Below are 11,271 nucleotides of genomic sequence, written 5' to 3' on the forward strand. Positions count from 1 at the left end.
GCTCACCCGGCCGTCGGATACCAACGCGGCGTGTACACCCACTGCGTGCCATCGGCCCTGGGGAACTGGCACGTGGTGGAGGAGCCCAGCAGGACCATGGTGCGCATGTCGACCATTTCCGGCACCAGCTCGGCCAGCGTCACGACCCTGAGGGTCTGCCCGGGCCTGCCGATATCCCGACCGAGCACGACCGGCGTACTGCCACTGCGATGCTGCCGGACAATCTCGATGGCACGCCCCAGCTGCCAAGGTCGTGACCGGGAAATCGGGTTGTAGAACGCCAGCACGAGGTCGGCCTGCGCCGCCAGGTCCAGACGCTGCTCGATGACCGACCAGGGCTTGAGGTTGTCCGACAGCGACATCACGCAGAAGTCATGCCCCAGCGGCGCGCCCGCCTGGGCAGCGGTTGCCAGCGAGGCGGAAACCCCCGGCAGGATTTCCAGATCGACACGGTGCCAGGCCGGGTCGTCGGAGGCGTGCAGCGCTTCGAGCACCGCCGCGGCCATGGCGAACACGCCCGGGTCTCCCGACGACACCACCACCACCGAACGGCCCTGGGCGGCCAGCTCGAAGGCGTGGCGGGCGCGCTGCATCTCTTCCCGGTTGTCGGTGCAATGCAAGCACTGGTCATCACGGAAGGGACCAGCCATGCGCACGTAGGTCTCATAGCCCAGCACATCTTCTGCACGCGCCAGCTCCGCCTTGACCGCGGGCACCATCAGCTCGGCGGCACCGGGGCCAAGCCCGATGACCGCCAGGCGACCGCGGCGGCGGCCGACCCGGGCTGTGTCGACAGGTGTCGGCGCAATGGCAATGGCAATGACCATGCCCGCCTGTTCGATCAGTGTGGCGCCAGGCACCTGCTCGGCCAGCATGTTGGCCAGGTTGTCTGTCGCCGGAGCGAAGCGCAGACCGACCCCAAGCGCCCTGGCAGTCTCATGCAACGACTGCTCGGCCATCAAGGTGTCGGCTGCCAGCAGGCACGCCAGCGCCTGTTCCGCCAGGCCGGCGTCACGCAGCGCGCTGCGAATCTGCTCGAGCAGCTCCGGCCCCGCAGCGGCAATCGCCACCACCAGCGAGCGGCGGTGGATCAGCAACTCGTCACGGCTCGCCGGGCGCGCATCGCAGCCGATGTGGATGGTGCGCTGTGCCGATTCGCTGGCAGGCAACTGCGCCTGCTGCAGCCAAGGTGCATCGCCATCGATACGAACGCTTTCACCTGCCAGCAAGTCGGAAACGAAGCGCTTGCCCTGTTCGATATCCGCCAGTGCATAGCCCGCAGGCGGGTTCAGCAGGCAGGTGCCAAAGCGCAGTTCACCACTGGTGGTGATCGCCGCTGCCACGCCCAGCGCTTCGCCAATCTCGCGGGCCATGACATTGACCCCACTCAGCCCGCCGAGCAGCGGCACCACGGCGCTGCCGTCCGCGGCAACCGCCAGCACCGGCGGCTCGTCGCCCTTCTCGCCAAGCAGGCTCGCCAGGCTGCGAATGACGATGCCTGCGGCGCACAGGGCAATGATCGGCGAGCCCTGCTGGTACAAGGCCCTGAGGGTGTCGCCAAACGCCTCGTAATACGCATCGGCACCTTCCACCCGGCCACTCAGGCCATGGATCGAGGACGCTGGATAGCGCTGCTGGATGCGTTGCGCCGTGGCCAGGCTGCCAGGGCCGAGGATGATGATCGCCGGGGCCTGCTGCATGCTCATCCCTGCCATTTTTCACCCGGCACGATGATCAGCGAGAAATAAGGCGAGGACTGCGGATCGACCGCGTCCAGCGGGACGATCTTCTGGTTGGCCATGGTCGCGCGTTCGACATACAGCGCGCGCCCGTCAAGGCCCAGTTCGCCCAGCACCTGGCGCACCTTGGGGAAGTTGCGCCCCAGCTTCATGATCACTGCCGCGTCCGCGTCGGCAAGCCGTCGCTTGAGTTCCTCGGCAGGCAACACGCCTGACAGCACCGAGAGGCTCTGGTTGCGGTAGACCAGGGGCGCACCCAGCACCGAGGCGCCGCCCAGCATCGAGCAGACACCCGGGATCACCTCGGCCTCGTAGCGCTGTGCCAGGCGGTCATGCAGGTACATGTAGGAGCCGTAGAAGAACGGGTCGCCCTCGCAGATCACCGCCACGTCGCGGCCGGCATCCAGGTGTTCGGCCACCTGCACGCTGGCTTCATCGTAGAAATCGCTGATGACCTGCTCGTAGGACAACGGTGCCGGCAAGGCCTCGGTGGTCACCGGGTACACCAGCGGCAGCAGCGTCTGCTCGGCTTGCAGGTGCGCTTCGATGATACCGAAGGCATTGCCGCGCTTGCCCTTGGCCACGAAATAGGCGACCACAGGGGCGTCGCGCAACAAGCGCAAGGCCTTGACGGTGATCAGTTCAGGGTCGCCTGGGCCCACGCCCAGGCCCAGCAGACGTCCGCGCGGCGTCATCATTCCATCTCCGTGGCCAGGGCGTTGACCGCGGCGGCGGCCATCGCGCTACCGCCCAGGCGGCCTTGCATGATCACGAACGGCACGCCACGACTGTCGGCGGCGAGCATGGCCTTGGACTCCGCAGCGCCGACGAAGCCGACCGGGAAACCGAGGATCAGCGCAGGCTTCGGCGCGCCCGCATCGAGCATTTCCAGCAGGTAGAACAGGGCCGTCGGCGCGTTGCCGATCACCACCACGCTGCCTTCCAGGTGCGGCCGCCACAGCTCCAGCGCCACTGCGGAGCGGGTGTTGCCGGCGTCCTTGGCCAGGCCTGGCACGCTGGCGTCGCGCAGGGTGCAGATCACCTCGTTGTTGGCCGGCAGTCGCGCACGGGTGATGCCTTCGGCGACCATGTGCGCATCGCAGAGGATCGGCGCACCGTTGGCCAGGGCTTCGCGCCCGGCGCGACCGGCACCTTCGGAGAACTGCAGGCCATCGATGGCTTCGACCATGCCGCAGGCGTGGATGACGCGTACGGCGAGTTTTTCGAGGTCTGCGGGAATCCGCTCGAGCCGGGCTTCCTCACGGATGATCCGGAAGGAATTGCGATAGATCTCCTGACCATCGCGGATGTAGTCAATCATCAAGGTGCTCCGTCGGCAGGGCGAGCATGGCGCCTGCTTCGTTCAAGGTGAGGTCGGTGGCGCGCAGGGCACCGAAGCCCGGTTGGCGCGCGTCACGCAAGTAAAGGTCGTAGCGGCCCGGGGAGCGGGCCAGCAGCGTGGCCGGGGCGACATGGGCCACGGCGCAGGATCGGGAGCAGCCAGACAGGTGCACGGTGGCTGGCGCACCAGCGGGCAACAGCGCCGAAAGCGTGAGCGCATCGGCCTTGGTCTCGCCGTGCGCCTTGGCGCAACCGCTGGCACCGGTGCAGGCGACGACGCGCGCCAGGGGCTCATGGCCATCGCACAGCAGTCCAAGGGCAGACAGCGTTCGCTGGGCCTGCTCGATGGCTGCGGGATCGATGTTGGTCAGCATCAGACTCTGCCAAGGCGTCAGGCGCAGGCTGCCGTCACCGTGCTTCCGAGCGATGTGCGCGGCACCCCGCAACATGTCGGGTGTGAGCCTGCCAAGCGGCGGCGCAACACCCAGCGCCATGCCGTCGTGCTGTGGCACCGTGCCGAGCCATGGGCCGACGACGGCCTTGCGTCGCCACTGCAGCACGGCCGCAGCACGGCGCAGCGGCATGCCGAGGCCGGCGACAAATGTTTCGACCGGGCAGTCTGCAAGCAACTGGCGCATGCGCGACTGCTCCGGGCGGGCCAGGTCGAGGAAGCGACCAAGCACCGCCTGCACCAGCGCCGGCCCCTGCGCCAGCGGCACCGCCCCCAGCACCGGGCCCTCGGCCGGGCAACCGGCGAGGCCGAACGCCAGCCAGTCACGCTGCTCCAGGCGCAGCGCGCAAAGCCACAGGTCATGGGGGTGTTCGAGCATGGCCAGGCCTTCGCCGCCGTCCAGTTGCACGGCGAACTTGGCCGACAGCTGGTGAAACCGTGGCGTGTCCTGCAGCAGGTCGAGGATCTGCCCGGCCAGCGGCCGCACATCCAGCACCATCGCCGGGTCGTGCCCGGCCAGAGGGCTGAGCATCAGATTGCGCACATCGTCGCTGGCAGCGTCGCGCGGCCCGAGACCTGCCGCCAGCAAGGCGTCGATCAACGCCGCATGATCATCGCCGATGCCGCGAATCTGCAGGTTGCCGCGGTTGGTCACCTCGATCACACCGCAAGCATGACGTTCGGCGGCGCCCGCCACCGCGTCGGCCTGGTCGGCCAGCAGCAGGCCGCCGGGCAGCTTGATCCGGCAGATACCGCCGTCACGGGCACTGACGATGCGCCACAACCCCGGGCAGGCCGAGGGACGGGGCGAAACGATGGGGGCATGGGCCTGCTTCAAAGGGGGTGTCCGGCAATCGCTGAAAATGCGCTTGAGTGTAGAAGGCGCGGTATTATGCCTGCTTTGTCCGGCGGCATGAAAAGCCGGTGGTCGAGCATGATGGGCGGATTGGATCAGATGGCACCCTGGCTGACAGTGATAGGCATTGGCGAAGACGGCTTCAGTGGCTTGGGCAAGCAGGCCCGGCGCGCCTTGCTGGGCGCTTCGAGGATCTTCGGCAGCCCGCGCCAGCTGGCGCTGCTGCCTCGCTGTATCAGTGGCGAGCAGCAGGGCTGGCCCAGCCCGTTCTCCCTGGCCCCGGTGCTGGCACTGCGCGGCGAGCCTGTCTGCGTACTGGCCAGCGGCGATCCGATGTACTACGGCGTCGGTGCCAGCCTGGCGCGGCACGTGCCTGCAGCGCAGATGCAGGTGCTGTCGATGCCCTCCTCCTGCGCCCTGGCGGCGGCGCGCCTTGGCTGGCCACTACAGGACATCCAGGTGGTGTCGGTGGTGGCGCGCCCGCTGGCAGCGCTCAACGCCCACCTGTACAGCGGCATGCGCCTGCTGGTGCTGAGCAACGATGGCGACAGCCCTGCGGCCATCGCTGCGCTGCTGCGCGAGCGCGGCTTCGGGCCAAGCCGGCTGCATGTGCTCGAACACCTGGGCGGGCCGCAGGAACGTCAGTTGACGGGCAGCGCCGACGATTGGCCCTGCCCGCCAGTCGCCGCACTCAACCTGGTCGCCATCGAGTGCCAGGCGTCGCCCGCTGCGCCCCGGCTGGCGCGTGTACCTGGCCTTGCGGACAGTGTCTACCGCCACGACGGCCAACTGACCAAGCGCGACGTGCGCGCCATCACCCTCGCTCGCCTGGCACCGCAACCGGGTGAACTGCTGTGGGACGTCGGCGCCGGTTGCGGTTCCATCGGCATCGAATGGATGCGCGCCCACCCCGCTTGCCGTGCGTTGGCGATCGAAGCCGACGAAGGTCGCCAGGCGTTCATCGAGCACAATCGCGACGCACTCGGCGTACCCGGCCTGCAGCTGGTTCGCGGCAAGGCGCCGGCGGCCCTGACCGACCTGGAGCGCCCGGACGCGATCTTCATTGGCGGTGGTGTCACCCGCGAAGGGGTGCTGTCGCTGTGCTGGGAACGCTTGCGCCCAGGCGGGCGATTGGTGGCCAATGCGGTGACCCTGCAAAGCGAGCTGGCACTGGCGCATTTTCGCGAGGGACATGGCGGCGAACTGACGCGCATCCACGTCGCCCAGGCCCAGCCCCTGGGCGCCTTCGACACCTGGCGCCAGGCACTGCCGATCACCGTGCTCGATGTGGTGAAGCCTGCAGATGCGTGAAGAAACCCGCGAGCAGCCGGCCCCTCTGCGCAGCGGCCTGACCACCGGCAGTTGCGCCACCGCCACCAGCCTGGCCGCAGCGCGCCTGCTGCTCACGGGCGAGGTCAACGACGCCGTGAGCATCACCCTGCCCAAGGGCAAGGTGGTGCAGATGCGCCTCGAATTCTGTCGCCGTGACGGCGAACGCGCCGAAGCGGGCACCCTCAAGGATGCCGGCGACGATCCGGATGTCACCCACGGCGCGCTGCTCTACAGCCAGGTACGCCTGGTGACTGAACCCGGTGTGCAGTTCATCGCAGGTCGGGGTGTCGGCACGGTGACCCGACCAGGCCTGGTGCTGGCCGTGGGCGAGCCTGCGATCAACCCGGTGCCCCGGCGCATGATCACCGAGCACCTGCATCGGTTGGCCAATGACTGTACCTACCCCGGCGGCTTCGAAGTCACGGTGAACGTGCAGGACGGTGAACAGCTCGCACTGAAGACCATGAACCCACGCCTGGGCATTCTCGGGGGGCTGTCGATTCTCGGTACCAGCGGTATCGTGCGGCCCTTCTCCTGCTCGGCCTACATCGCCTCGATCCACCAAGGCATCGACGTGGCCCACACCAATGGCTACACCCATATCGCCGCCTGCACCGGCAACGCCAGCGAAGACACCATGCGGCGCGTCTACGGCCTGCCGGAGATCGCCCTGATCGAGATGGGCGACTTCGTCGGCGCGGTGCTCAAGCACCTGCGCAAGGTGCCGGTGCCGCGCCTGACCCTGTGCGGCGGCTTCGGCAAGATCAGCAAGCTGGCCGCCGGACACATGGACCTGCACAGTCGCCATTCGAGTATCGACCTGCCGCAACTGGCCGGCTGGGCGACGGACGTGGGCGCCGATGTCGACCTGCAGGCCGCGATCATGGCTGCCAACACCAGCCAGCAGGCCCTGGCGCTGGCCCATGCATCCGGGGTCGCCCTGGGCGATGCGGTATGCGCCCATGCGCTGGCCTTCGCCCGCAGCGTGGTGCCGGCGCAGGTGCAGGTCGAGGTGTTCGCCATCGACCGTCAGGGCGGCATCGTCGGCAAGGCCGGTGTGCCATGAGCCGGCGCATCCTGCTGCTTGGCGGCGTCACTGAAGCGCTGGCCATTGCCCGCCAGCTTGGACCAGAACATGTCTACAGCCTGGCCGGCATCGGCCGCGTGCCGCAGGACCTCGCGTGCCAGGTGCGCGTCGGCGGCTATGGCGGGGCCGAAGGGCTGGCCCGCTACCTGCGTGAAGCAGGCATCACCCTGCTGATCGACGCCACCCACCCCTACGCCGCGCAGATCAGCCGCAACGCCGCCGCTGCCGCAGGTGCCGTCGGTATCCCGTGCTGGGCCTTGCGCCGCCCGGCCTGGCAGGCCCAGCCCGGTGACGACTGGCGGGAAGTGCATGACTGGGCGGGGCTGATCGCTGCGCTCAAGCCGTTCCACAGGCCGTTGTTCACCCTCGGGCGTGAGCCGTTGCAACACCTCGACGAGATACCGCCAGGGCAGTTCTGGACCTTGCGCGCATTGGAGGCCTGCCCCGGCAATGACCGTTGCGAGGTGATCGGCGCGCGTGGGCCGTTTCATCTGGAAGGGGAACGTAACCTTTTTGAGACGCGTGGGATTGATGTGCTGATCAGCAAGAACAGTGGCAGCGTAGCGACTGAACCGAAGCTCGAAGTGGCAAGAGAGCGAGGGATACCTTTACTGATAGTGAAACGACCGGTCTTGCCAGAGGTGGACGTGGAGTTCATGCAAACGGAACTGCTGCTCGCCAGCCTCAGGCACTGACCATCGGGCGGCAACGTATATCCCATTGACATATACACCTGCCCCCCTAAACTTCAGTCACAGTTTCCAGCTTTCCAAGGAGGCCCATCATGGATCAAGGTGCTGTCTTCAAAAGCAACCGTAGCCAGGCCATCCGCTTGCCGAAATCCGTCGCCCTTCCCGAAGAAGTGACCCGCGTAGACATCGTTGCTGTGGGACGTGCACGTATCATCACGCCTGCCGGAGAATCGTGGGACACGTGGTTTGACGGCGATGACGCGAGTCCCGACTTCATGGCCAGCCGCGATCAACCTGCCGACCAGGAACGCGAAGGGTTCTAATGCTCAGGTACATGCTCGACACGAATATCTGCATCCTCACCATCAAGAACAAGCCGCAAGTGGTTCGTGAGGCATTCAACCGCCATCATGGTCAGATGGCAATCAGTACCGTAACACTGATGGAGCTCATCTACGGCGCGGAAAAGTCAGCCCACCCCGAGCGTAACCTTTCGATAGTTGAAAGCTTCGCCGCTCGCCTTGAGGTCCTCGACTATGACAGCCGGGCTGCGGAGCACAGTGGCCAGTTGAGAGCTGAATTGGCAATGGCTGGCACGCCGATCGGCCCCTTCGACCAGTTGATTGCCGGCCATGCGCGCGCACGAGGGCTCGTTCTGGTAACAAACAACCTGCGTGAATTCCAGCGAGTCCCTGGTCTTCGCATGGAAGACTGGCTGGATACACCGACAGCCTAGCGATACCAGGTTTCCTACAGTCGACATATCTAGTTCCCACAGCTCTATCAGACACATCTGAGTGGCCATTTGCCTTGCAGGCTGTAGACTCAAGCCCCCTCCCCGGAAGGCGTCACTCATATGGAAATGCAATGGTGGATCTGGCTGGTCTTCGGCATCGGCCTGATCCTGCTGGAACTGGTCCTGCCCACGTTCTTCATCATCTGGTTCGGCATCGGTGCCGTGCTGGTCTCGCTCATCGCACTGGCCGCCCCCAGCCTGCAACTGGACATGCAGGTACTGCTGTGGGTGCTGTTCTCTTCGATCACCACGTTCGCCTGGTTCAAGCTGTTCAAGCGCAAGCAACCTGACGTGCGCTGGACCGCCGACAGCGTGATCGGCGAAGTCGGGTTGCTGATCAGCAGCGTTTCGCCCTTCCAGAAAGGCCGTGTGCGATTCCAGAAGCCGATACTCGGCAACGAGGAGTGGGTCTGCGTCGCCGATAGCGACATTCCCTCCGGCGAGCGCGTTCGACTCGTCGCCATCGAAGGTAATACCGCCCGGGTCATTCGGGCCTGATTCCGTATTTAAAAGGAAGTTTGCATCATGACCAGTCTCATCGTCGTCGCCGCGCTCGCCCTGTTCGTCCTGATCACCGTATTCAAGGGTGTGCGTATCGTGCCCCAGGGCGAGGAATGGATCGTCGAGCGCCTGGGGCGTTACCACACCACCCTCAAGCCTGGCCTGAACATCGTCATTCCCTACATGGACGTGGTCGCCTACCGCCTGCCGACCAAGGACATCATCCTCGATGTGCAGCAACAGGAAATCATCACCCGCGACAACGCGGTGATCGTTGCCAATGCCCTGTGCTTCGCCAAGGTGGTCGACCCGCAGAAGGCTTCCTACGGCGTGCAGAACTTCTCGTTCGCCGTCACCAGCCTGACCATGACCTCGCTGCGTGCCATCGTCGGCGCCATGGACCTGGACGAAGCGCTGTCCAGCCGCGAGCAGATCAAGGCGCGCCTGCGTGAGGCGATGTCCGAACAGACCGAAGACTGGGGCGTGACCGTGCGCTCGGTGGAGATCCAGGACATCAAGCCGTCCGAGAACATGCAACTGGCCATGGAACGCCAGGCGGCCGCCGAGCGTGAGCGTAAAGCCGACGTGACCCGCGCCGAAGGCGCCAAGCAAGCGGCGATCCTCGAAGCCGAGGCACGCTTGCAGTCGGCCAAGCTGGACGCCGAAGCACAGATCAACCTGGCCGAAGCCTCGGCGCGGGCGATTTCGCTGGTCAAGGAAGCGGTGGGCAACGAGACCGTGCCGGCCATGTACCTGCTGGGTGAGCGCTATGTAGGCGCCATGGAAAGCCTGGCCGGTAGCAGCAATGCCAAGGTGGTGGTGCTGCCAGCTGACCTGCAGGAAACCGTGCGTGGGTTGATGGGCCGCAGCAAGGCTTGAGCCCCGATCGCCGGCAAGCCGGCTCCCACAGGTACAGGGTGCCGCCTCTCCCTGTGGGAGCCGGCTTGTCGTGGCGACGAACCGCGGCGATGGGCTGCGCAGCAGCCCCAGATACTCATCCCACCTGCGTCACTTCACCGCACCCCGGCTTTTTTACCTATACTCCGCCTTACAATACCCGCCACGATTCCTGACCGGATCTCTCCATGCCCCCACGTCGGCACATCGCCTGGATAGCCTGCCTCGCAGTGCTGTTCAACCTGCTGGCCATGCCGCTGTCCTCTGCCGCGCCCAAGGGCCCGGCCGAGCAGCTGCTGTGGGGGGCTTTCTGTTCCAGCCTGGCCGGCAAGGCCAAGGTCGATGTGCAGGCCCTGGCCAAGATCGACCTCGGCACGCAAAGCGACGACCACTCCAACATGCAGCACTGCTGGTGCTGCTCCGGCGCCGCGCCGCTGCTGGCCTTGCCAGGCTACCCGGCACAACTGCACAACCCGCCGACGCTGCTGGTCGGCCATGCGCAAGCGCCACCGCGCTATCAACTGACGCCGCGCCAGCTATGGCCCGCGCTCAACCCCCGCGCCTCTCCCCTGGTCTGAGTTCATCACGCTGACTGCCTGAACCCGAACAGAACGGAGATTCACCCCATGCTCAAGCAAGCTCTCGTAGTGGCCGCCTTGCTGCTGCCCGGCGCCTTCGCCAATGCCCATGAATACAGCGTGGGCGACCTGCATATCGCGCACCCCTGGTCGCTGCAGCTGCCGCCCAACGCGCCCAACGTCGCCGCGTATTTCATCGTGCACAACAACGGCAAGGCCGACGACCGCCTGCTCGGCGTCGACAGCCCGATCAGCGATGACGCCCAACTGCACGAACACAGCATGACCGCCAGCGGCACCATGAAGATGCAGCAGGTGCCAAGCGTTGCGGTGCCGGCCGGCAAGGAGGTGGTCTTCGCCCCCAGCGCCTACCACGTGATGCTCATGCAGCCCAAGGACCGCAGCCTGCTCGTCGACGGCAAGCGCTTCCCGCTGACCCTGCACTTCGAGAAGGCCGGCGAAGTCACCGTCGATGTCGCCGTGCAGAAAGAGCCCCCGGCAGACCAACCGCCGGGCCACGAGCACGCGCACTGACCACCCGCTGACAGGCGCTCGCCACCATGAGCCTGCCGCGCAACAGCCCCAGCCGTACCACCCGCCCTGAACGCAGGCGCGTCGGTGGCGGCTGGCTGAGCCTGTTCGCCATGTGGATGATCTTCATCGGCCCGCTGGTTTCCCAGTCGATGCCGATGGATCACCACGCCGGCATGAGCATGCCGATGGACATGAGCATGCCCGCCGAGCATGCGCATGGCGGCGATGCGCACCATGGCCACGGCGGCGATGGCCAGCTGCATGTGATGTGGGAAAAGTGCGGCTACTGCAGCCTGCTGTTCAACTGCCCGGCACTGCCACAAAGCCTCAGCCCGCTCAGCGCGGGTCGTATCACCCCCGCCAGCCCCCTTCCCGCGCCAACACGCCAGGGCCATGCCCGGCAGGCCGTGTTCCCTGGTGCGCGCAGCCGTGCGCCGCCGTCTTCGATCAGCGTCTGAAACCACCAT

The 11,271-nt window shown here is 66.3% G+C and carries 14 protein-coding genes; 10 read left to right on the forward strand and 4 right to left on the reverse strand.

Going from position 1 to position 11,271, the window contains the following annotated elements; all coding sequences use genetic code 11:
• Nucleotides 1-2 precede the first annotated feature (2 nt).
• The 4 genes from cobJ to cobG are packed head-to-tail and all read right to left on the reverse strand — an operon-like array spanning nt 3 to nt 4,369.
• The gene (gene cobJ / locus PPL01S_RS07480) at nt 3-1,700 is read right to left on the reverse strand and encodes a precorrin-3B C(17)-methyltransferase (RefSeq protein ID WP_016395184.1); all 1,698 of its coding nucleotides are present in this window, start codon (nt 1,698-1,700) and stop codon (nt 3-5) included.
• Nucleotides 1,701-1,702: 2 nt separating this feature from the next.
• Nucleotides 1,703-2,437, reverse strand: coding sequence for a precorrin-2 C(20)-methyltransferase (locus tag PPL01S_RS07485; protein ID WP_028625500.1), 735 nt, complete (start codon nt 2,435-2,437; stop codon nt 1,703-1,705).
• Nucleotides 2,434-3,060 carry a precorrin-8X methylmutase gene (locus tag PPL01S_RS07490; RefSeq protein ID WP_016395186.1) on the reverse strand — a complete coding sequence of 209 codons (627 nt, stop codon included), beginning with the start codon at nt 3,058-3,060 and terminating at the stop codon, nt 2,434-2,436. The genes PPL01S_RS07485 and PPL01S_RS07490 overlap by 4 nt, the downstream gene beginning before the upstream one ends.
• A complete protein-coding gene (cobG, locus tag PPL01S_RS07495) occupies nt 3,053-4,369 on the reverse strand; it encodes a precorrin-3B synthase (RefSeq protein WP_016395187.1) in 1,317 nt (438 codons plus the stop codon). The genes PPL01S_RS07490 and cobG overlap by 8 nt, the downstream gene beginning before the upstream one ends.
• A gap of 117 nt (nt 4,370-4,486) precedes the next feature.
• On the opposite strand from cobG, the gene PPL01S_RS07500 reads away from it, so the two are divergent.
• The 10 genes from PPL01S_RS07500 (at nt 4,487) to PPL01S_RS07545 (ending at nt 11,262) form a co-directional block, all read left to right on the forward strand.
• Nucleotides 4,487-5,698 (forward strand): bifunctional cobalt-precorrin-7 (C(5))-methyltransferase/cobalt-precorrin-6B (C(15))-methyltransferase, encoded by a 1,212-nt coding sequence (locus PPL01S_RS07500; RefSeq protein WP_016395188.1) that lies wholly within the window; start codon nt 4,487-4,489, stop codon nt 5,696-5,698.
• Nucleotides 5,691-6,785 carry a cobalt-precorrin-5B (C(1))-methyltransferase gene (locus tag PPL01S_RS07505; protein WP_016395189.1) on the forward strand — a complete coding sequence of 365 codons (1,095 nt, stop codon included), beginning with the start codon at nt 5,691-5,693 and terminating at the stop codon, nt 6,783-6,785. The genes PPL01S_RS07500 and PPL01S_RS07505 overlap by 8 nt, the downstream gene beginning before the upstream one ends.
• Nucleotides 6,782-7,501 carry a cobalt-precorrin-6A reductase gene (locus tag PPL01S_RS07510; protein ID WP_016395190.1) on the forward strand — a complete coding sequence of 240 codons (720 nt, stop codon included), beginning with the start codon at nt 6,782-6,784 and terminating at the stop codon, nt 7,499-7,501. Before PPL01S_RS07505 ends, PPL01S_RS07510 begins: the two co-directional genes overlap by 4 nt.
• An 89-nt stretch (nt 7,502-7,590) precedes the next feature.
• Complete coding sequence (gene vapB, locus PPL01S_RS07515) at nt 7,591-7,821, forward strand: type II toxin-antitoxin system VapB family antitoxin (protein ID WP_016395191.1); 231 nt, start codon at nt 7,591-7,593, stop codon at nt 7,819-7,821.
• Nucleotides 7,821-8,234, forward strand: coding sequence for a type II toxin-antitoxin system tRNA(fMet)-specific endonuclease VapC (gene vapC, locus PPL01S_RS07520; protein WP_016395192.1), 414 nt, complete (start codon nt 7,821-7,823; stop codon nt 8,232-8,234). Before vapB ends, vapC begins: the two co-directional genes overlap by 1 nt.
• Nucleotides 8,235-8,354: 120 nt before the next feature.
• Nucleotides 8,355-8,792 (forward strand): NfeD family protein, encoded by a 438-nt coding sequence (locus PPL01S_RS07525; RefSeq protein ID WP_016395193.1) that lies wholly within the window; start codon nt 8,355-8,357, stop codon nt 8,790-8,792.
• 27 nt (nt 8,793-8,819) lie between these two features.
• On the forward strand, nt 8,820-9,674 hold the full coding sequence (locus tag PPL01S_RS07530; RefSeq protein WP_016395194.1) for an SPFH domain-containing protein: 855 nt from the start codon (nt 8,820-8,822) through the stop codon (nt 9,672-9,674).
• Between the two features lie 206 nt (nt 9,675-9,880).
• The gene (locus tag PPL01S_RS07535) at nt 9,881-10,270 is read left to right on the forward strand and encodes a DUF2946 domain-containing protein (RefSeq protein ID WP_016395195.1); all 390 of its coding nucleotides are present in this window, start codon (nt 9,881-9,883) and stop codon (nt 10,268-10,270) included.
• 48 nt (nt 10,271-10,318) lie between these two features.
• Nucleotides 10,319-10,804, forward strand: a complete 486-nt coding sequence (locus PPL01S_RS07540) for a copper chaperone PCu(A)C (RefSeq protein ID WP_016395196.1) — start codon at nt 10,319-10,321, stop codon at nt 10,802-10,804.
• 26 nt (nt 10,805-10,830) lie between these two features.
• Entirely contained in the window at nt 10,831-11,262 is a 432-nt protein-coding gene (locus PPL01S_RS07545; RefSeq protein WP_016395197.1) for a DUF2946 domain-containing protein, read from the forward strand.
• The last annotated feature ends 9 nt before the right edge of the window (nt 11,263-11,271 follow it).

The sequence above is a fragment of the Pseudomonas plecoglossicida NBRC 103162 = DSM 15088 genome, from assembly GCF_000730665.1.
In the GTDB taxonomy this organism is placed as follows: Bacteria; Pseudomonadota; Gammaproteobacteria; order Pseudomonadales; family Pseudomonadaceae; genus Aquipseudomonas; species Aquipseudomonas plecoglossicida.